General features: G+C 69.2%; 18 protein-coding genes. 6 read left to right on the forward strand and 12 right to left on the reverse strand.

Annotation, left to right across the window (positions count from 1 at the left end; genetic code table 11):
• Window positions 1-211: 211 nt before the first annotated feature.
• Entirely contained in the window at window positions 212-1276 is a 1065-nt protein-coding gene (locus tag MW290_RS24325; protein ID WP_250196927.1) for an RluA family pseudouridine synthase, read from the reverse strand.
• A 52-nt stretch (window positions 1277-1328) separates the two neighbouring features.
• Here MW290_RS24325 and MW290_RS24330 point away from each other — a divergent pair, with 52 nt between their 5' ends.
• On the forward strand, window positions 1329-2150 hold the full coding sequence (locus MW290_RS24330; protein ID WP_250196928.1) for an outer membrane protein assembly factor BamD: 822 nt from the start codon (window positions 1329-1331) through the stop codon (window positions 2148-2150).
• A 106-nt stretch (window positions 2151-2256) separates the two neighbouring features.
• On the opposite strand, the gene yoaA is transcribed toward MW290_RS24330, so the two are convergent.
• Together yoaA and MW290_RS24340 are read right to left on the reverse strand one after the other, a co-directional pair.
• A complete protein-coding gene (gene yoaA / locus MW290_RS24335) occupies window positions 2257-4278 on the reverse strand; it encodes a DNA repair helicase YoaA (protein WP_250200103.1) in 2022 nt (673 codons plus the stop codon).
• A gap of 73 nt (window positions 4279-4351) precedes the next feature.
• Complete coding sequence (locus MW290_RS24340; RefSeq protein ID WP_250196929.1) at window positions 4352-4555, reverse strand: YdcH family protein; 204 nt, start codon at window positions 4553-4555, stop codon at window positions 4352-4354.
• Window positions 4556-4600: 45 nt separating this feature from the next.
• Between MW290_RS24340 and MW290_RS24345 the strand changes: the two genes are divergently transcribed.
• Entirely contained in the window at window positions 4601-5431 is an 831-nt protein-coding gene (locus MW290_RS24345) for a PP2C family protein-serine/threonine phosphatase (RefSeq protein WP_250196930.1), read from the forward strand.
• 76 nt (window positions 5432-5507) lie between these two features.
• On the opposite strand, the gene MW290_RS24350 is transcribed toward MW290_RS24345, so the two are convergent.
• The 7 genes from MW290_RS24350 to MW290_RS24380 all read right to left on the reverse strand — a co-directional run bounded on the left by MW290_RS24350 (window position 5508) and on the right by MW290_RS24380 (window position 15587).
• On the reverse strand, window positions 5508-6203 hold the full coding sequence (locus MW290_RS24350; RefSeq protein ID WP_250196931.1) for a hypothetical protein: 696 nt from the start codon (window positions 6201-6203) through the stop codon (window positions 5508-5510).
• Window positions 6204-6213: 10 nt separating this feature from the next.
• On the reverse strand, window positions 6214-7311 hold the full coding sequence (zapE, locus tag MW290_RS24355; RefSeq protein WP_250196932.1) for a cell division protein ZapE: 1098 nt from the start codon (window positions 7309-7311) through the stop codon (window positions 6214-6216).
• Between the two features lie 39 nt (window positions 7312-7350).
• The gene (lpdA, locus tag MW290_RS24360) at window positions 7351-8781 is read right to left on the reverse strand and encodes a dihydrolipoyl dehydrogenase (RefSeq protein ID WP_250196933.1); all 1431 of its coding nucleotides are present in this window, start codon (window positions 8779-8781) and stop codon (window positions 7351-7353) included.
• A 111-nt stretch (window positions 8782-8892) separates the two neighbouring features.
• Entirely contained in the window at window positions 8893-10173 is a 1281-nt protein-coding gene (gene odhB / locus MW290_RS24365) for a 2-oxoglutarate dehydrogenase complex dihydrolipoyllysine-residue succinyltransferase (RefSeq protein WP_250196934.1), read from the reverse strand.
• Between the two features lie 29 nt (window positions 10174-10202).
• On the reverse strand, window positions 10203-13061 hold the full coding sequence (locus tag MW290_RS24370) for a 2-oxoglutarate dehydrogenase E1 component (protein WP_250200104.1): 2859 nt from the start codon (window positions 13059-13061) through the stop codon (window positions 10203-10205).
• Window positions 13062-13323: 262 nt separating this feature from the next.
• Window positions 13324-14556, reverse strand: a complete 1233-nt coding sequence (locus MW290_RS24375; RefSeq protein WP_250196935.1) for a response regulator — start codon at window positions 14554-14556, stop codon at window positions 13324-13326.
• Window positions 14557-14912: 356 nt separating this feature from the next.
• Window positions 14913-15587: a response regulator gene (locus tag MW290_RS24380; protein ID WP_250196936.1), complete on the reverse strand. Its 675-nt coding sequence runs from the start codon at window positions 15585-15587 to the stop codon at window positions 14913-14915.
• A gap of 473 nt (window positions 15588-16060) precedes the next feature.
• On the opposite strand from MW290_RS24380, the gene MW290_RS24385 reads away from it, so the two are divergent.
• From MW290_RS24385 to mnmH, 4 genes are all read left to right on the forward strand, one after another.
• A complete protein-coding gene (locus MW290_RS24385; protein ID WP_250196937.1) occupies window positions 16061-16465 on the forward strand; it encodes a hypothetical protein in 405 nt (134 codons plus the stop codon).
• A gap of 85 nt (window positions 16466-16550) precedes the next feature.
• The gene (aat, locus tag MW290_RS24390) at window positions 16551-17309 is read left to right on the forward strand and encodes a leucyl/phenylalanyl-tRNA--protein transferase (RefSeq protein WP_250196938.1); all 759 of its coding nucleotides are present in this window, start codon (window positions 16551-16553) and stop codon (window positions 17307-17309) included.
• Window positions 17306-18046 (forward strand): arginyltransferase, encoded by a 741-nt coding sequence (locus tag MW290_RS24395; protein ID WP_250196939.1) that lies wholly within the window; start codon window positions 17306-17308, stop codon window positions 18044-18046. Before aat ends, MW290_RS24395 begins: the two co-directional genes overlap by 4 nt.
• A gap of 40 nt (window positions 18047-18086) precedes the next feature.
• Complete coding sequence (mnmH, locus tag MW290_RS24400; RefSeq protein ID WP_250196940.1) at window positions 18087-19163, forward strand: tRNA 2-selenouridine(34) synthase MnmH; 1077 nt, start codon at window positions 18087-18089, stop codon at window positions 19161-19163.
• Here mnmH and phnE read toward each other — a convergent pair.
• Together phnE and MW290_RS24410 are read right to left on the reverse strand one after the other, a co-directional pair.
• Window positions 19120-19920, reverse strand: a complete 801-nt coding sequence (gene phnE, locus MW290_RS24405) for a phosphonate ABC transporter, permease protein PhnE (protein ID WP_250196941.1) — start codon at window positions 19918-19920, stop codon at window positions 19120-19122. The genes mnmH and phnE overlap by 44 nt on opposite strands.
• Before the next feature lie 10 nt (window positions 19921-19930).
• Entirely contained in the window at window positions 19931-20788 is an 858-nt protein-coding gene (locus MW290_RS24410) for a PhnE/PtxC family ABC transporter permease (protein WP_250196942.1), read from the reverse strand.
• Window positions 20789-20812: the final 24 nt, after the last annotated feature.

Raw genomic sequence — 20812 nt, forward strand, 5'->3', positions numbered from 1 at the left:
CGGATCCCGGCGGTGTGGTTCTTCTTCGGCACCGCGGGGGCCACTGCTCTTGGCAGGTCTCGGAGGCTCTTCGCGGGCAGGCCGGCTGGTGACGGCCGGATGGCGGAAGAGACCTGTTGCCGGTTCGGGCGAGGCGCCTGGCCCATGGGCCACTGCCTGCGGAACGCGACGTGTTGGAGCCGCATTGTAGCCCCCTAAAGAGGGAATCGCCTCAGCTGCTCGACGCGTCGTCACAAATCTGCGACCAGGCGGCCGCCAGGTCGGCCGGCAGCGGGGCCTCGAAGGCCAGCTCACCGCCGCCGATCGGATGCTCGAAGCGCAGCTCGGCCGCATGCAGCGCCTGCCGCGCCAGGCCCAGCAGCGGCCGGCCGCCGTACAGCGTGTCGGCCACCAGCGGATGGCCCTTGTGCGCCATGTGCACGCGGATCTGGTGGGTGCGGCCGGTGTGCAGGGTGCAGCGCACCGCGCACACGCCCTGGCGCGCGGCCAGCGGCTGCACGTCGGTGCGGGCCGGCTTGCCGCTGCCCACCACCGCCATGCGCACGCGCGTCTGCGGATCACGCCCCACCGGCGCTTCGACGGTGAAGGGCAGCAGCTTCATCTCGCCGTGCACCAGCGCGCGGTAGGCGCGGTGCACCTCGCGCGCGGCGATGGCGCGGGTGAGCGCAGTCATCGCCGGCAGCGTCTTGGCCACCACCATCAGGCCGGAGGTGTCCTTGTCCAGCCGGTGCACGATGCCGGCACGCGGCAGGTCGAAGGCGCCGGGGTGATGCGCCAGCAGGCCGTTGAGCAGCGTGCCGCTCCAGTGGCCGGCGGCCGGGTGCACCACCAGGCCGGCGGGCTTGTCGATCACCAGCAGGTGCTCGTCCTCGAACACGGGCCGCAGGTCCATGGCCTCGGCGCGGAAGGAGCGGCTCTGCGCGGTGGGCACCAGCGTGACCTGCACCGCCTGCCCTAGCTTGAGCTTGCGCGAGGCGCTGGCCGCGGCCGCGCCGTCCACCTGCACATGGCCGCGCTCGATCAGCGACTGCAGGTGGTTGCGCGAGAACTCGCCGGCGTGCAGCACCAGCACCTTGTCCAGCCGCTGGCCGTGCTCGGCGGCGCTGACCGACCAGGCGCGCGTCTCGGCCTCCTGGTCGGCGGGGTCGCCGGCCTCGGCCTGGGCGGCCTCATCGTCCAGCGCGGACAGGGCCGGCGCCAGCAACTCGTCGTCGGGCGCTGCGGCAGCGGCGGCGGTGCCCGGCGCACGGCCGGGTCGGCCTGGGGGGGCAACCATATAATTCGCAGTCGATTTTTTAGTGGAGCCGGAATCGATCCCGGCGTTGAAGATGACCGTTTCCCGACCCGTGCAACGCGCTGCCCGTTGGCTCGCGATCCCGGCGCTGGCTGGCGCCCTGGTGCTCGGCGGCTGCAGTTCCACGCCCAAGGAAGACCCGAACTCGCAGCAAGCGGTCGACAAATTGTATGCAGACGCCCAGGACGACATGTCCTCGGGCAACTATGAGCGGGCCATCAAGACGCTGGAACGCGTCGAGGGCCGCGCCGCCGGCACTCTGCTGGCGCAGCAGGCCACGCTGGACCTGGCCTATGTGCACTACCGCACCGGCGAGCGCACCGAGGCCCTGGCGGTGCTGGACCGCTTCATGAAGCTGCACCCGTCCAGCCCGGCCTACGACTATGCGCTTTACCTGCGCGGCATCGTCAACTTCAACGACAACCTGGGCTTCCTGGGCAGCCTGTCGCGGCAGGAGCTGTCCGAGCGCGACCAGCAGGCGTCGCGCGATTCGTACCAGTCGTTCAAGCAGTTGAGCGAGCAGTTCCCGGGCTCGAAGTACACGCCCGACGCGCGCGAGCGCATGAACTACATCGTCAATGCGCTGGCCGAGTACGAAGTGCATGTGGCCCGCTACTACTACAAGCGCGGCGCCTACGTGGCCGCCGCCAACCGGGCGCAGCAGGCTACGCAGGAGTTCCAGCGCTCGCCGGCGGTGGAAGAGGCGCTGTACATCATGGCGATGAGCTATGACCGCCTGGGCCTGGAGCAGCTGCGCGACGACAGCACGCGGGTGCTGAAAACCAACTTCCCGGAGAGCAAGTTCCTCTCGGAAGGCCTGCGCGAGCGCGAGAAGGCTTGGTGGCAGTTCTGGTGATGTCTGCCCCCTGACGCCGCATGCGCGGCGCCAGCCCCCCGGGGGGGCGGTGAGCCGCCCCTTGAGGCGGCTCGGCGGGGGGCTCACGGCTGGGTCAATTGCCCGGTCAGGTGTGTTGCTCAGCGAGGTGATGAAGCCAATCAAGCGCCTCTTGCTCGCTGGTGGCTAGGGTCATGGGCGGTAGCGCGGCGCGCAGGCGGCGGCCGTAGTTCATCTGCGCCATGCGCGGGTCGCACACCACCAGCAGGCCGCGGTCGGTTTCGCTGCGGATCAGGCGGCCGGCGCCCTGCTTCAGGCTGATGGCGGCATCGGCGACGAACAGCTCGCCGAAGGCATTGCCGCCTTCGCTTTCGATGCGCTTGACCCGCGCTTCCACCAGCGGGTCGTTGGGCGGCGGGAACGGCAGCTTGTCGATCAGCACGCACTGCAAGGCATCGCCCGGCACGTCGATGCCTTCCCAGAAGCTCTGCGAACCCACCAGCACGCTGGCCGGGTTGGCCAGGAAGCGCTGCATCAGCGCCCGCTTGGGCTGCTGGCCCTGCACCAGCACCTCCACGTCGCCACCGGCCCAGGCCAGCTCGTCGCGCAGCGCCTGGGCGATGGTCTGCATCGCCCGCAAGGTGGTGGTGAGCACGAAGGTGCGGCCGCGCAGCGCGCTGGCGCAGCGGCCGGCCAGCCGGCCCACCGCCTCGGCATGGCCAGGATCGTTGGGCTTGGGAAAGCGCGGCGGGATGAACAGGCGCGCGTTCTCCGGGTAGTCGAAGGGGCTGCCCACGCGCAGCTTGGCGGCATCTTCCAGGCCGGCGGCCACGGTGAACCAGCGCAGCTCCTCGTCGTCGCCCAGCGTGGCCGAGGTGAACACCCAGGCCCGCGGCGCGGCGTTGCGCTGCTCGGTCAACAGCTCGCGGATGTCCAGCGGCGCTTCGATCAGCCTCGCCTGCTGGGCGCTCAGGTCCACCCAGCGCACATGGTCGGGGGTGCCGGGTTCCACGAAGTGCTGGGCCATCTGCACCGCATGCTCGGCACGCGCCTGCAGCCGCACCAGGTCGGGCTGGCCGTCGCTCACGCCTTCCAGTGCCTGCACCGCGGCATCGAAGGCGGCGCCCACGTTGTCGATGGCGTCGAGGAAGCCGTCGTGCTCCGCCCGCTCGGCCCAGCGCAGCTTGAGGGCGGCATGCACCTCGCGCAGCGGGCCGACGGCCGCGATGCGCAGCTCGCGCGCGGCCTTGTCGCAAGCAGCGGCCAGCGCCTGCCAGTCGGCCTGGCCGCGGGCCTGCTGCTGGCCCAGGCCCAGCAGGTCACGCGCCAGGTCCACCAGCTGCGCGGTGCCCAGCGCACGGCCCAGGAACTGGGTGCCCACGTCCACCAGCTGGTGCGCTTCGTCGAACACCGCGGCATCCACCGTGGGCAGCAGCTCGGCTACGCCGCTGTCGCGCAGCGCCATGTCGGCGAAGAAGAGGTGGTGGTTGACCACCACCAGGTCGGCCGCCATCGCATCGCGGCGGGCCTTCATCACATGGCAGTCGCGGTAGCGCGGGCAGTCGGTGCCCAGGCAGTTGTCGCGGGTGGAGGTGACCATCGGGATCACCGGCGAACGCTCGTCCAGGCCTTCCAGCTCGGCCAGGTCGCCGCCGGCGGTGGTCTGCGCCCACTGCTCGATGCGGGCCAGCGCGCGCAGCGCGAAGCGGTCGGCCAGCGAGATGGTCTGGCGCGCCTGCTCCAGCCGGTGCAGGCACAGGTAGCTGGCCCGGCCCTTGAGCAGCGCCAGCGTGACGGGCACCTGCAGCGCATCGCGCAGCCGCGGCAGGTCGCGCAGGAAAAGCTGGTCCTGCAGGCTCTTGGTGGCGGTGCTGACCAGCGCCCGCCGGCCCGAAAGCAGCAGCGGCACCAGATAAGCGAAGGTCTTGCCGGTGCCGGTGCCCGCCTCGGCCACCAGCGCGCTGCGCTCTTCCACCGCGCGGGCCACGGCCAGCGCCAGGCGCTGCTGGCCCTCGCGCTCCATGTAATGCGGGTCGGCGGCCGACAGCGGCCCGTCGAGCGCGAAGGCGCGTCGCACCGCCTCGGCCAGGTCGACCGCGGGTGCGGCCGGTGGGTCGGCCGCGGGGCCGGCAGGCCAGGCGTCGGGCATCGCGTCGGGCGCGACGTCGGGGAAGTCGGTCACTCGGTGAACAGGCGAAAGAGGCGGTGGGCGTCCGGCGGCATCAGGCCGGCTCAGGCGGCTCGAGCTGCACTTCCAGCCGCGCGATCTGGTCACGCAGCAGCAGCCGGCGCTTTTTCAGGCGGCGCAGCGCCAGGTCGTCATCGGGCTGCGTCAGCGCCAGGCGATCGATCACACTGTCGAGGTCGGCATGCTCCATCCGAAGCTCGATGAGCAGGCGCTGGGGCGAGTGCAGGTTGTCGGACATGGCAGCCGGCTGAGTTTAGGCCACTCCTTCCCGTATATTGCCGTGATGTCCAGCGCCTTCCCCGCTTCCGCCCCCTCCCCCACTGCCGCAGCCGGCCACCGGCTGACGGCGGCCACCGGCATCCACCGCGGCGACCGTGCCTACCAGCAGGACCAGGTCGAGCTGCTGACGCATGCTCGTGTGCCCGGTTATGCGCTGGCGGTGCTGGCCGATGGCATGGGCGGCAAGAGCGGCGGGCGCAAGGCGGCCGATCAGGTGCTGCTGACCGCGCGCCAGCTGTTCGACCGCTTCGTGCCGGGCAGCGACGACGCCGCCGAGACGCTGAAGCAACTGGTGCAGGAAGCGCACCTGATGATCAAGCTGACCGCGATCACCGCCGAGGAGGAGCCGCACAGCACGGTGGCCGCCTTTCTGGTGGGCGCTGACCGCAGTTGCCATCTGGTGCATGCGGGCGACTCGCGCATCTACCACTTCCGCGGGCCGCACATGGTGTCGCGCACCATCGACCACTCGTTCGTGCAGCGGCTGATCGACGAAGGCCGGCTGGCCGAGGACGAGGCCAACAGCCATCCGCAGTCCAACCTGCTGACCGGCTGCCTGGGCACCCAGCAAGACCCGCCGCTGACGCTGAAGTCGATCGAGCGGCTGGAGGTGGGCGACAGCCTGCTGGCCTGCAGCGACGGCCTGTGGCACTACTTCACCCCGCAGGAGCTGGGCACCATCGTCGATGCGCTGCCGCCGCGGGAAGCGGCCGAGATGCTGATCAACAAGGCCCGCCAGCGCGCGCGTGGCGGTGGCGACAACCTGTCGCTGGCGCTGCTGCGCATCGACCCGATGCCGCGCGGCGCGGGCGTGCCGGCCAGCGCCGCACGCTGAGCCTGCCCGCCCGCTCAGCGCGGCGCGCTGGAGAACGATGAGCGCTCAGCGCGGCGCGCTGGAGAACGATGAGCGCTCAGCGCGGCGCGCTGGGCGTGGGCAATGGTGCCGCGGGCGGCTCGCGGCGGTTGCGCTCCAGCACCTTCTCGCGGTGCGCCTCGGCTTCGGAGGCGCGCGCGGCACGTTCGCGTGCACGTTCGGCCGCCCTGGCCTCTTCGGCGCGGCGCTCCTGCGCGGTGGGCGGCTGCGGCACCGGGAGCGACCTGCCGGCCGCTGAAGCCGGGGCAGCCGCTTCGCGGGCGCCGCGGCCCGAGACGTCCGATGCCCGCTGGGCGGCCCGTGCGGCGGCCTCGCGCTCGCCATCGGCCCGTTCCTGCTGGCGCCTCTCGATCTCGGCCAGCCGGTCGGCCGCGCGCTGCTTGCGGGCGGCTTCATCCAGCAGCAGGCGCTGGCTGCGCAGGCGCTCCAGCACCTCGCGGCGTTCGGCCTTGGCCTCGTTCACACAGGCGGTGACGATGAACTGCCGGCGGCATTGCGCCTCGCGCTCACGGTAGCGGGCGTCGGCCGCGGCCTGCTCGGCATCGAGCCGGCGGCGCTCATCGGCGGCCGAAGGCATGGCCGCGGATGCCGGCGCCGCCGAGGCGGCAGCACCTGCTTCAGCCGCGTGGGCGGAGCCCTGCCAGGCGCCAGCAACTGCGCCGAGTGCCAGCGCACAACCCAGCACGGTGGTCAGGCGGCGCCAGGGCAGCCGGCGTACGGGCAGTCGGTTCATGCGCCAGCCTTCAGGTGATGCGGGTGTCGACGTCGCGCCGTTCCAGCGCCAGGAACTCGGCCGAGCGCATCTCGTTGAGCCGCGACACCGTGCGCGGAAACTCGTGGGCCAGCGGCCCTTCGGTGTACAGCTGCTCGGCCGGCACCGCCGCCGACAGGATGAGCTTGACCCGGCGGTCGTACAGCACGTCGATCAACAGCGTGAAGCGCCGGGCCTCGCTGGCCAGGTTGGGCGGCATCATCGGCACGTTGGACAGCAGCACCGTGTGGAACTGCGTCGCGATCTCGAGGTAGTCGTTCTGCGAGCGCGGCCCGCCGCACAACTGCTTGAAATCGAACCACACCACGCCACCGGCCTTGCGGCGCGAGCGGATCTCGCGCTGCTCGATGTGCAGCACCGGGTCTTCGTCGCGCGCCTCGGCCAGCTTGTCGAAGGCCTCGTTCATCGCGGCGTCGGCCTCGGGGCCCAGCGGCGTGTGGTACATCGCCACCTGCTCGAGCGTGATGCTGCGGTAGTCGGTGCCGTTGTCGACGTCGATCACCTCCATCCGCTCGTTCAGCAGGTCGATGGCGGGCAGGATGCGGTCGCGGTGCAGACCGTTGGGGTACAGGCCTTCGGGGCGAAAGTTGCTGGTGGTGACGATGCTCACCCGGTTGGCGAACAGCGCCTCCAGCATGCGGTGCAGGATCATCGCGTCCGTCACGTCGGCGATGTGGAATTCGTCGAAGCAGATGAGCCGGAAGCGCCGCGCCACCCGCTTGCCCAGTTCATCCAGCGGGTTCTGCAGGCCCTTGAGCTCCTGCAGCTCGCGGTGCACCTCGCGCATGAACTCATGGAAGTGCAGCCGCGTCTTGCGGCGCAGCGGCACGGACTGGAAGAAGCAGTCCATCAGGAAGCTCTTGCCCCGCCCCACACCGCCCACCATGTACACGCCGCGCGGAATCGGCGGCCGGCGCAGCAGGCGGGTGACCGCGTTGCTGCGCTGGGCCAGGTAGTCGATCCACTCGTTCTCGCAGCGTTCCAGCGCCGCGATGGCGCGCAGCTGCGCGGGGTCGCTCTTGTAGCCGCGGGCCTGCAGCGCGGCTTCGTAAACCTGTCTGACACCCATGGCGTCAGGCAGGCAGGCCGTGCGCAAGCCCGGCTGCCATCAGAAGTTGAGCGTGCGCTTGTCGACGGCCAGCGCGGCTTCCTTGGTGGCTTCGGACAGCGACGGGTGCGCATGGCAGATGCGCGCGATGTCTTCGGCGCTGGCCTTGAACTCCATCGCCACCACGGCCTCGGCGATCAGCTCGCTGGCCATCGGGCCGACGATGTGCACGCCCAGGATCTCGTCGGTCTTGGCATCGGCCAGGAACTTGACGAAGCCGGTGGTGTCGCCCAGCGCACGTGCACGGCCGTTGGCCATGAACGGGAAGCTGCCGGCCTTGTAGGCGCGGCCTTCGGCCTTGAGCTGCTGCTCGGTCTGGCCGACCCAGGCGATCTCGGGGCTGGTGTAGATCACCCACGGGATGGTGTTGAAGTTGACGTGCCCATGCTGGCCGGCAATGCGCTCGGCCACGGCCACGCCTTCTTCCTCGGCCTTGTGGGCCAGCATCGGGCCGCGCACCACGTCGCCCACCGCCCACACGTTGGGCAGGTTGGTCTTGCAGTCGCCGTCCACCACGATGGCGCCGCGCTCGTCCAGCTTCAGGCCCACCGCCTCGGCATTGAGGCCGATGGTGTTGGGCGTGCGGCCGATCGAGACGATCAGCTTGTCCACGGCCAGGCTTTGCGCGCCGCCCTTGGCGTCGGTGTAGGCCACCGTCACGCCGCCGGCTTCGTTCTTGATCTCGCCGATCTTGACGCCCAGCTCGATCTTCAGGCCTTGCTTGGTGAAAGCCTTGTGGGCTTCCTTGGCCACCTGCTCGTCCACCGCCGCCAGGAAGGTGGGCAGGGCTTCGAGCACGGTGACTTCAGCGCCCAGGCGGCGCCACACCGAGCCCATTTCCAGGCCGATGACGCCGGAGCCGATGACGCCCAGCTTCTTGGGCACGCCACCGACCTTCAGCGCGCCGTCGTTGGACAGCACGTTGACCTCGTCGAAGGGCACGCCCGGCAGCGCACGGGCGTTGGAGCCGGTGGCCACGATCACGTGCTTGGCCACCAGGGTCTCGGCTTCCTTGCCGGCGACGCTGATCTCGTAGCCGCCTTCGGTGGCCTTGGCGAACGAGCCGCGGCCGTGGAAGAAGCTGACCTTGTTCTTCTTGAACAGGTACAGGATGCCGTCGTTGTTCTGCTTGACCACCAGGTCCTTGCGGGCCAGCATCTTCGGCACGTCGATGGACAGGTTGTCCAGGCCGATGCCGTGATCCTTGAAGTGGTGGTTGGCCTGCTCGAAGTGCTCGCTGGACTGCAGCAGCGCCTTGCTGGGAATGCAGCCGACGTTGGTGCAGGTGCCGCCCGGGGCGGGGCCGCCCTTGGCGTTCTGCCATTCGTCGATGCAGGCGGTGTTGAAGCCCAGCTGGGCCGCGCGGATGGCCGCGATGTAGCCGCCGGGGCCGCCGCCGATCACGACAACATCAAAACTCTTACTTGCCATGGTGTGTACCGATTGGTCTTGATCCAAGCGGACGCCGCGGAACCGGCTTTGCCGGGCCGCTGGCGGCGCCCCCTTGGAAGAAGAGCGGCGTGCGCCGCTCCGGAAGGTGGGTCAAATGTCGAACAGCAGGCGCGCCGGATCTTCCAGCGCTTCCTTCATCGTCACCAGGCCCAGCACGGCTTCGCGGCCGTCGATGATGCGGTGGTCGTAGCTCATCGCCAGGTAGTTCATCGGGCGCACCACGATCTGGCCGTTCTCCACCACGGCGCGGTCCTTGGTGGCGTGCACGCCCAGGATCGCGCTTTGCGGCGGGTTGATGATGGGCGTGGACAGCATGGAGCCGAAGGTGCCGCCGTTGCTGATCGAGAAGGTGCCGCCGGTCAGGTCGTCGAGCGACAGCTTGCCGTCACGCGCCTTCTGGCCGAATTCGGCGATCTTCTTCTCGATGTCGGCGAAGCTCATCTGGTCGGCATTGCGCAGGATGGGCACCACCAGGCCGCGGGGCGAGCCCACCGCGATGCCGATGTCGAAGTAGCCGTGGTAGACGATGTCGGTGCCGTCGACCGAGGCGTTGATCACCGGGTACTTCTTCAGCGCCGCGACCGCCGCCTTCACGAAGAAGCTCATGAAGCCCAGCTTGACGCCGTGCTCCTTCTCGAACTTCTCCTGGAACTTCTTGCGCATCTCCATCACCGGGGCCATGTTGACCTCGTTGAAGGTGGTCAGGATGGCATTGGTGGACTGCGACTGCACCAGACGCTCGGCCACGCGGGCGCGCAGGCGGCTCATCGGCACGCGCTGCTCCGGGCGGTCGCCCAGGTTCTGCACGATGGCCGGGGCGGCCACCGGGGGCAGCGGCTTGGCCGCCGGAGCCGCGGCCGGCGCCGGTGCGGCCTTGGCGGCCGGGGCGGCGGCGCCAGCGGCCACCGCACCCAGCACGTCGCCCTTGGTCACGCGGCCGTCCTTGCCGGTGCCGGCCACGCTGCCCACCGACAGGTTGTTGTCGGCCAGCAGCTTGGCGGCGGCGGGCATGGCCACGTCGCTCTTGCTGCCACCGGCCGCGGGGGCGGCGGCGGCGGCCGGCGCGGGTGCGGCGGCCGGGGCGGCAGCCGGTGCCGGGGCGGCGGCGGGCGCCACAGCGCCGGCCACGCCTTCGGTGTCGATCTTGGCGATGACTTCGTCGCTGGCGACGGTGGCACCGTCCTGCTTGACGAACTCGGCCAGCACGCCGGCGGCGGGCGCCGGCACTTCCAGCACGACCTTGTCGGTCTCGATCTCGATCAGGATCTCGTCTTCAGCAACGGCTTCGCCGGGCTTCTTCTTCCAGGTCAGCAGGGTGGCTTCCGCGACCGATTCGCTCAGTTGCGGAACCTTGACTTCAATGATGGCCATGATGTGTTTGTTGTCGGATCAGTCGGGGGTCACTTGCTCAGCACGAAGCCCTTGAGCTTGCCAAAAGCCTGGTCGAGCAGCGCCTTCTGCTGCTCCTGGTGCAGGTGGGCGTAGCCCACGGCAGGCGAAGCGGAGGCCGGGCGGCCGGCGTAACCCAGCTTCTGGCCTTCCACCATGTTTTCGTGGATGTAGTGCTGCACGAAGAACCAGGCACCCTGGTTCTGCGGCTCGTCCTGGCACCACACCACTTCGGTCGCGTTGGGGTACTTCTTCAGCTCGGCCGCGAACGCCTTGTGCGGGAAGGGATAGAGCTGCTCGACACGCACGACCACCGTGTTGGAGGCCTTCGTCTCTTCGCGGCGCTTCATCAGCTCGTAGGCCACCTTGCCGGAGCAGGCGATCACGCGCTTGACCTTGCTGGCTTCCGCGTCGGTGACGTCCATGCCGATGACGGTGCGGAACTCGCCCTTGGTGAAGTCGGACAGCGGCGAGGTGGCGTCCTTGTTCCGCAGCAGCGACTTCGGGGTCATGATGACCAGCGGCTTGCGGAACATGCGCACCATCTGCCGGCGCAGCAGGTGGAAGATCTGGCTGGCCGAGGTCGGCTGGCAGATCTGCATGTTGTTGTCCGCGGCCAGCTGCATGAAGCGCTCCAGGCGGGCCGAGCTGTGCTCGGGGCCCTGGCCTTCATAGCCGTGCGGCAGCATCATCACCAGGCCGTTGACGCGGCCCCACTTCACTTCGCCCGAGGCGATGAACTGGTCGATCACCACCTGCGCGCCGTTGACGAAGTCGCCGAACTGCGCTTCCCAGATCACCAGGGTGTTGGGTTCGGCGCTGGCATAGCCGTACTCGAAGCCCAGCACCGCCTCTTCCGACAGGATGGAGTCGATGACGGTGTACGGGGCCTGGTTCTCGGCCACGTGCTGCAGCGGGATGTAGGTGCCTTCGTCGAACTTCTCGCGGTTCTGGTCGTGCAGCACGGCATGGCGGTGCACGAAGGTGCCGCGCCCGCAGTCTTCACCCGACAGGCGCACCGGGTAGCCCGAAGCCACCAGCGACGCATAGGCCAGCGTCTCGCCCATGCCCCAGTCGACGTTGATCTCGCCACGGCCCATGGCGGCGCGGTCGGCGATGACCTTTTCCACCAGCGGATGCAGCTTGAACTTCTCGGGGATGGTGGTCACGCGCTCGGCCAGCCGCTTGATCTCGGCCAGCGGCAGCGCGGTGTCGGCGGCGTCGGTCCACTTGCGGTTGAGGAACGGCGCCCAGTCGACGGCGTACTTGCTCTTGAAGTTGGTCAGCACCGGATCGACCGTGTGCTTGCCGGCGTCCATCGCGGCGCGGTAGGCCTTGACCATCGCGTCGGGGCCGTCGGCCGGCAGCACGCCTTGCGCCACCAGCTTGTCGCCGTACAGCTTGCGGGTGCCCGGGTGCTTGCCGATCTTCTTGTACATCAGCGGCTGCGTCAGGCTGGGCGTGTCCTGCTCGTTGTGGCCCAGCTTGCGGAAGCAGACGATGTCGACCACCACGTCCTTGTTGAACTCCTGGCGGTAGTCCAGCGCCAGCTGGGTGGCCCACACCACCGCTTCGGGGTCGTCGCCGTTCACGTGCAGCACCGGCGCCTCGATCATCTTGACGACGTCGGTGCAGTACAGCGTCGAGCGGGTGTCGCGCGGGTCGCTGGTGGTGAAGCCGATCTGGTTGTTGATGACGATGTGCAGCGTGCCACCGGTGTAGTAGCCGCGGGTCTGCGCCAGCGCCAGCGTTTCCATCACCACGCCCTGGCCGGCGAAGGCGGCGTCGCCGTGCACCAGCACCGGCAGCACCTGGTCGCCTTCCTTGTCGCCGCGGCGGTCCAGGCGGGCCTTGACCGAGCCTTCGACCACCGGGTTGACGATTTCCAGGTGCGAGGGGTTGAACGACAGCGACAGGTGCACCGGGCCACCGGCCGTCGACACGTCGCTCGAGAAGCCCTGGTGGTACTTGACGTCACCGGCGGGCAGGTTCTCGGGGGCGGTGTGCTCGAACTCGGCGAACAGGTCCTTGGGCATCTTGCCCAGGGTGTTGACCAGCACGTTCAGGCGGCCGCGGTGGGCCATGCCGATGACGATTTCCTGCACGCCCTTCTGGCCGCCGCGCTGGACGATCTCGTCCATCGAGGCGATGAAGCTCTCGCCGCCTTCCAGCGAGAAGCGCTTCTGGCCGACGAACTTGGTGTGCAGGTAGCGCTCCAGGCCTTCGGCCGCGGTCAGGCGCTCGAGGATGTGTTGCTTCTGCTCGGCGCTGAAGCTGGGCTTGCTGCGGGCGCTCTCGAGCTTTTCCTGCCACCAGCGCTTTTCAGCCGGCTCGGTGCAGTGCATGTACTCGGCGCCGATGGAGCCGCAGTAGGTGTCACGCAGGGCCTGCACGATCTGCCGCAGCGTCATCTGGTCGGCAGCGGTGAAGTAGGTGTTCGTGGCGCTGAACACGATGTCCATGTCGGACTCGGTCAGGTCGTAGAACGCCGGTTCCAGCTCGGGAATCTTGGGGCGCTCGGTGCGCTTGAGGGGGTCCAGGTCGGCCCAGCGCGAGCCGAGGAAGCGGTAGGCCGCGATCAACGACTGCACGTGCACCTGCTTGCGGGCGACGGCGAGGTCGGTGCTGCTGGCCTTGACGGCGAAGGCGCCAGCCTTGGCGCGTTGGGCGAACGATTCGATCACCGGCGCGTGAGCGACGTCGCGGTTCTCAGAACCGTCGACCGCGGGCACGTGCTGCAGGGCGTCAAAGTAGGCGCGCCAGTTGTCGGGCACGGAGCCCGGGTTGTCGAGGTAAGCCTCGTAAAGCTCTTCGACATACGGCGCATTGCCGCCGAACAGGTACGAATTCGACCTGTACTGTTCCATCATCTCGCTCACCTCTGCGCCCTTCTTGGGCACCGTTGGCTGGTTGGAAAACCTTCCGCGACACGGCTTGACCGGTTGGCGGATTGCGACCCGCCTTGGCTGTGGACCAGCAAAGGGGACGGGAAGGACCTGAAAGACAAGGTCGCGACTGTAGCACTGCCCCTGTGAACCCGGGGGGTGCCCCGGCCGGATCGGCCGGCGGGTGTGGCACGAACCATGAAACCGGCCTGAAACCGGCGCCCCGGGCAGGCAACCCGCGGGCGGCTTATTCGGTGCCCAGCACCTGCAGGCCGTCGAGCACGCGGGCCAGCTCGTCGCCGGTGAGGGCCAGCGATTCGGGCAAGCCCGCGGCGTCGGCCTCGCCGGCGCAGATGGCTTCGAGCCGGCGCGCGACGTCGTGCAGCCGCATCGCACCCAGCGTGCCCGAAACGCTGGCTAGGTCGTGCGCCAGCCGCCGGGCCAGCACGCTGTCACCGGCTTCCCAGGCCTGCGCCACCTGCGCGGTGGCGCCTTGCTGCGCATCGCGGAACTTGATCAACAGGCGGCGGTACAGCTTGTCGTTGTTCATCGTGCTCGCACGGCCGATGGCGGTGTCGATGCCGGGCAACGCAGGCAGCGGTGCCGAAGCCTTGGCAGCAGGGATGGTCATGGTGGGCAACGGCAGGGAGAAGGCAGAAGCGGGGTCGGCGCGCGGCGGCAGGCGGAGCGGGCGCCGCAACGCCGCCAGGCAGGCACGCGCCAGCGCCTGCCCGTCGACCAGCGGTTTGCGCAGCACACCCACCACCCCCAACTCGCGCCCCAGGGCCTGGTCGGGCGACAGCAGGGACACCGCCTCGTCGTCGCCCGGCCCGGCCATCAACAGGATGGGCGCGACACAGGGCGATTCACGCAGGCGGCGGGCGCAGGCCAACGCATCATGCGGCGGCAGGCGGGCGTCCAGCAGCACGAGGTCGAAGCCGTGGGCGCTCTGGTGAGCCATGCTCACAGCGCGCAGCGCGCCGCCGGCATCGTGGGCGCACGCCACCTCAAGCCCCAGCGGGCGCCCCAGCTGCAGCAGCACGCGCAGCGCGTCCTGGTTGTCGTCCACCGCCAGCACGCGCCGAGACTGCAGCGAGGCCCCCGCCACCTCCCGCGAAGGAGGCGCCGGAACCGGCGCGCCGGCCGCAAACACCTGCTCGAAGAAGTACGGTGCGCCGGCAGGCTCGCCGCCCGCAGCACCGGTGGCCTGCATATTGAAGTGCAGCAGCCGGCTCCGCGGCATCGCCAAGGTGGGCGGCGGGGCCTTGCTGCCCTCCCGGATCGTCAGCAGCACGCTGCCGCGACCAGGGGCCTCCGCCAGCGCGGCATGTCCAAGGGCCTGCAACCGGTCGACGAGCTGATCCAGATCACCGCTCAGCGAGCGTGTGCCCTGCTCCACCGACGCCTGCAGATCCACCACCAACTCAGCATCGCGCGACAACGCCTGGCGACCCAATCCGGCAGCGACACGGTCAATCATGTCCTGGATACCAAAAGTGCTTTCGGCCATCGCGCGGCATTGCCCCTCAACATGTCAAATCATAACTGGGGTGCGTTATCACTCTGGTAAACAGAGGAATCGGCTTTACAAACAATGGACAGGCCCGAATGTCGCGCCGCCATCGCCCACCCAGAAATATCATTTATATCATTCAATATCACATGATGGAGCGATTGAGCGCCGTAGCCGAACGCGACCGAGTTGTAACGTTTCGTGTCTTTCTCGCAACTTTTTCAGCTTGCGTCGGCGTTCATCACCCACGCGCGTCATGAAAAAGGCCGCCTCGTGGGCGGCCCTTGTTCAGGCGGCGGCAGCCGCAGGCGGTCGCTGGGGGGTCATTCAGCGGCGGTGGTGGTCTCGGCGCTGGCTGCCAGCCGGGGCAGGTGCGGCGCCAGCGCCTTGCGCAGCAGCGGATTGAGCTGGGCCACCAGCTGCAGCTTGTGCGCCACCGGCACACCGGCCAGGGCGAACGCATAGGGCGCGCGCTGCTGCTCGTCGAGGGAAGTCATGACGATCAACTCGCTGTTGGCGAACTGCGGATGCGAACGCAGGCTGGCGATCAGGGTCGCGCCGTCGATGCCGGGCAGCAGGATGTCCACGATCAACACCTGCGGCTGCAGCTGGCCGTACATCGCCAGACCCGCGATGCCGTCGTCGGCCACGTGCAGCTCCACCTCGGGGTACTGCTCGCGCACCAACAGCGACACCAGGTTCTGGAAATGGGACGAATCCTCCACCAGCAGCACCCGGGGAGCCCGAGACTCCGGACGGCCGGTGCCACCGGTGCTGCCTGAGCTCACGTTCATCCGGTTGACGGCGATCCAGCGCTCGACGGACACCTTGGAGATGCGTCGATGCCCTCCGGGGGTCTTCCACGCTTCCAACTCGCCCCGGTCGACCATCAGCTGCACGGACCGGACGGCCAGGCCGAGCAGGCGTGCCGTTTCGATGGTCGTGTAGAACGCCGACGTGGTGGCTTCCTCGGCGGTCGATGTTGTTTTCGCGTTCATATGGCGTGATTATTTCATCCGCGGTACGGCAAGTGCTTATTTTTACGCCCTTAACTACCCCGGATTTGGGTAGCAAATCGACGCCAGCTGCTGTCCACGCCCGTCAAGCGCAGCCGCCGGTCGCACCACATTTGCTGGATCGGCAGGTTTTCATGAATCTGGACCGGCAAAAATAGGCAAGCTGCGAAGCAGTGCACGAACATGCCGAGAACATCACGGGACGTTGCGCCGCAACGCCAATTGTCCAACTCCGGACAATTTGCAGCGCAATGCCTGCGTAAGCCTGGCCTGTCAAAAATTGCATTGTTGTCACTAATGCAATCTGCAAAATCATTTGCGCCGAATTGCAACGGCCGATGGCATTGACCTTCGTGCGTTCAGGGTGATCAGCAACTGCGCGGGCACGGCAACTGCCGCACCGCCGTGAAGCCACCCGGCCGCCCCGCGGCGGCGTCCACGCACAGGAGTTCCGCATGTTCGAGCCCCACATCACCAAGGACGATCTGCCTTTGTCCTTTGGCAGCTTCAAGCCGACCGGCCATGTGGTCGTCGTGTTTCCCGAAGACGCCACGGCCGATCAATTGGCCCAATCGCTGCGTGAACATGGCGTCGAAGAAGCGGACATCGTGCGTCTGACGCCGGAAGAAGTGGTGGAACGCTTCAAGCCCTTGCTGCCCGAAGCCAGCGGCGCATCGGGCTTCGGCTCCGAGATCCAATCGATGCGGCAGATGTACCTGCTGGCGCTGGAAGGCCACGGCCTGATGATCATCCGGGTGCGCGACGACGAAGTGCAAGAGCGTGTGGCGCAGGCGGCCCGCCAGGGGCGCGCCACGCTGGCCAAGAAGTACGGGATGCTGACGATCGAAGAACTGATCTGAGCGCAGCGCCCGCGCGGCGCTTGGGCGATCATCGGCGCCTGTGACGCCACCCGCGGCGCTGCCCTGAGGCTGTGCCCCGCCCCGAATGACCGTACTGACCTGGCTGGACGACGAGTCGCAGCCGATGCCCGACACCCGCCAGGCGCTGGGCGCCGAGACCGAGGCACCCGGCCTGCTGGCCGCCGGTGGCCAGCTGAGCCAGCGGCGGCTGGAAGAGGCTTACCGCCACGGCGTGTTCCCATGGTTTTCCGAAGGCCAGCCGGTGCTGTGGTGGAGCACCGATCCGCGCATGGTGCTGCCGGTGGCCGAATTCAAGCTGACGCGTTCGCTGCGCAAGACGCTGGCCCGCTTCATCCGCACGCCCGGCTGCGAAGTGCGGGTGGACAGCGCCTTCGAACGCGTGATCGGCGCCTGCGCTGGCACTCCGCGCGAGGGTCAGTCCGGCACCTGGATCCTGCCCGAGATGGTGGCGGCGTACACCGCCTGGCACCGCGCCGGCCGGGTGCACAGCTTCGAGACCTGGATGGACGGCGAACTGGTGGGTGGACTCTACGGCGTGTCCATCGGACGCATGTTCTATGGCGAATCGATGTTCGCCCACCGCACCGATGCGTCGAAGATCGCGCTGGCGGCGCTGGTGTGCTTCTGTCGCGCCAACCACATCCCGCTGATCGACTGCCAGCAGAACACCCGGCACCTGGCTTCGCTGGGCGCGCGTGAATGGCCGCGGGCGCAGTTCGAGGCCCACCTGGCTCAGGTGCTGCCGGCCGCCGGGCCGCAGGTTTGGTCCTATGATCCTGTGCACTGGGCCCAGCTCGGACTGCGCGGAGAGCCAAGCGCGTGACCTATCCGAAAGACCTCCCCCTCGCGTCGCTGCAGTTCTATGCCACGGCGCCCTACCCCTGCAGCTACCTCAGCGGCCGCCTGGCGCGCTCGCAGGTGGCCACGCCCAGCCATCTGATCCATGCCGACGCGTACTCGGGCCTGGTGGCCAACGGCTTCCGGCGCAGCGGCATGTTCACCTACCGGCCCTACTGCGACGGCTGCCGCGCCTGCGTGCCGCTGCGCATCCTGGTCAACGACTTCCAGCCCACCCGCAGCCAGCGCCGCGCCTGGAAGGCGCACGTCGGCCTGAAGGCACGGGTGCTGCGGCTGTGCTTCGTGCCCGAGCATTACCAGCTCTATCTGCGCTACCAGTCCGGCCGGCACGCCGGCGGCGGCATGGACCACGACAGCGTGGACCAGTACACCCAGTTCCTGCTGCAAAGCCGGGTGAATTCGCGGCTGGTGGAGTTCCGCGAGCCGGCGGCTGAAGGCCTGGGCCCGCTGAAGATGGTGTCCATCCTCGATGTGCTGAACGACGGCCTGTCGGCCGTCTACACCTTCTACGAGCCCGAGCCGAACAAGAGCTACGGCACCTACAACGTGCTGTGGCAGATCGAGCAGACCAAGCTGCTGAAGCTGCCGCACGTGTACCTGGGCTACTGGATCGCCGAGAGCCAGAAGATGGCCTACAAGGCGCAGTTCCAGCCGCACGAGCTGCTGCTGGACGGCCAGTGGCAGGCGCCGCCTGCGGCGTGACCCGGCAGCCGGCACGCATGGGCGGCGGTAGAGTGCCGCCATGTCCGACCCCCAAGCACTGGGCATCGACGATTTCTCGCGCTATGCGCTGGTGATCGATGCCCGGTCCCCTCGCGAGTTCGCGGAGGACCATATTCCCGGCGCGGTGAACCTGCCGGTCGTCAACGACGAAGAGTATGCGGAGGTGGGCACCACCCACCGCACCGACACCCACAAGGCCTACCTGATCGGCGTGCGCTATTCGCTGCAGAACATCGCGCGCCACATCGGACCGCTGATCTCACACTACACGCCGGCCGACCGCATGCTGGTGTACTGCTTTCGCGGCGGCAAACGCTCGCGGCTGTGGGCCGACAACCTGCGCACCATTGGCTTCGAAGTGGACGTGCTGCCCGGCGGCTGGAAACGCTACCGCGGCTGGGTGCGCGATGCGCTGGCCACGGCGCCGCAGCGCTTCCGCTACCGCGTGCTGTGCGGCCCCACCGGCTGCGGCAAGACGCGACTGCTGCAGGCCCTGGAGGCCGAAGGCGAGCAGGTGCTGGAGCTGGAAGGCATGGCCTCGCACCGCGGATCGCTGATCGGCGCCCTGCCCGGCGCACCCCAACCCAGCCAGAAGTGGTTCGACAGCCGTCTGCTGGAGCGCCTGCGCCAGTTCGACCCGGCGCGGCCGGTGTGGATCGAGGCCGAGAGCAAGAAGATCGGCCGCATCCAGCTGCCCGAGGCGCTGCACGAGGCCATGTACAGCAGCCCCACGCTGACGCTGGAGGTGGACATGCCCGAGCGGGTGCGGCTGTGGCACGCCGACTATGCGCACTTCGTGGCCGACCCGGTCGCCATGGTGGCGCAGCTGGCGCCCATCCGCCCGCTGGTGGGCGGCGAGGCCTATGAGCGCTGGCAGCAGTTGGCCGCCGCCGGGCAGACCGCCGAGCTGTTCGAGCGGGTGATGCGCGAGCACTACGACCCGGCCTACACCCGCTCGACGCGGCGCCTCTTCGAGAACGAGCGCAGCGGCGAGCGGCTGGCGCTGCCTTCGCTGTCGGAAGACGCGCTGCGCGAAGCCGCGCGGGCGCTGGTCAGGCGTGGGCCGGCGCCAGCCGACGGCGCGCCCAGCCGCTGAAACCGTCGACCACGAAGACCAGCACGAACATGGCGGCCAGCACCGTGGCCGACTGCGCCTGCTGGAACAGCGAGAGGTGGAAGTACAGCAGCTGGCCCAGGCCGCCGGCGCCGACGAAACCCAGCACGGTGGCCATGCGGATGTTCATCTCCCAGCGGTAGAGCACGTAGGCCAGTGCCTGCGGCGCCAGCAGCGGCAGGCTGCCGTAGGCGAAGGCGGCGGCGGCGCCGCTGCCGGCCTCACGCAGGCTGCGCTCGGGCGTGGCGGGCAGGTTCTCCAGCGCATCCGCAAACAGGCGCCCCAGCACGCCGGTGGTGTGCAGCGCCAGCGCCAGCGCACCGGCGAAAGGGCCCAGCCCGGCGGCCAGCACCATCAGCGCAGCCCACACCAGCTCGGGCACGCTGCGCAGCATGTTCAGCAACAGCCGAACCCCAGGCCGCAAGGCCCGCCCGCCGCGGCCAGCGGCCGGCAGCGCCAGCAGGCCACCGGCCAGCGCCGCCAGCAGCGTGCCTAGGGCCGAGATGGCCAGCGTCTGCAAGGCGCCCCAGCCCACCTTGGCCAGCATCGGGGCCGACACATCGGGCGGGAAGAACTCGGCGATGAAGCGGCCCATCTGCCGCAGCGACTCGGGCGCCGCCAGCGCCCGGTAGTCGATGGCCAGGTAGACGAAGCTGGCGATCACCGCGGCCAGCACCGCCAAGGCCAGCAGCGCGCCGGCCCAGCGGCCCGGAGGGCGGGGAGCGGGCGTGGTGCTCATGCGCCCCCCTTCACGACAGCAGCCGCCGCAGCAGCGCCGACAGACCGTCGGCCACGAACACCAGCAGCAGGAAGGTCAGCAGGATGCTGCTGGCCTCGCCGCCGTTGAGCATCTTCATCGACTGGTCCATCAGCTGGCCCAGGCCGCCGGCGCCGACGAAACCCATCACCACCGAGGCACGCACCGCGCATTCCCAGCGGTAGACGGTGTAGCTGCCCAGCTCCTGTGCGGCGCCGGGCAGCAGGCCGTAGCCGAGCGCGGCCAGCCGGCCGCTGCCGGCTTCCAGCAGCGCCCGCGCCGGCCGCGCGTCGGTGGATTCCAGGATCTCGGCGTACACCTTGCCCAGCATGCCGCCGTAGGTGATGGCCAGCGCCAGCACACCCGCCGCCGGGCCCAGGCCCAGGGCCCGCACGAACAGCAGCGCCCACACCACCTCGGGCACGGCGCGCAACACCATCAGCAGCGTGCGCGCGGCGGTGCGCAGCAGGCTGCCGCGCCAGCGCATGGCGCCCGGCCCCAGCCGCGAGACGGACAGCGCCCGGCTCATCAACAGCCCCAGCGGCGCGGCGATGACGAACGCGATGGCCATGCCCGCCGTGGCCATGGCCAGCGTTTCCAGCGTGGCGCGGCCCAGCAGCGCCAGGAAGACGGGGTCGGTGGACGGCGGCAGGAAGCCGGCCAGGAAGCCGCCCATCACGCTCAGGTTGCCGGGCTGGAACAGCGCCGCCGGGTTGAACTCGGCCAGCTGCAGCACCGGCCACAGCAGCACCAGGGCCAGCACCAGCGCGGTCAGCCGGCCGCGGGCCTGCGGGTCACGCGGGGCCACGGCCGGGGGCGCGGAAGGCCAGGAAGAGGCAGGAGACGACATCGGGGAACGGAACTCAGGGCACCC

Source organism: Aquincola tertiaricarbonis (assembly GCF_023573145.1).
GTDB lineage: Bacteria > Pseudomonadota > Gammaproteobacteria > Burkholderiales > Burkholderiaceae_C > Aquincola > Aquincola tertiaricarbonis_B.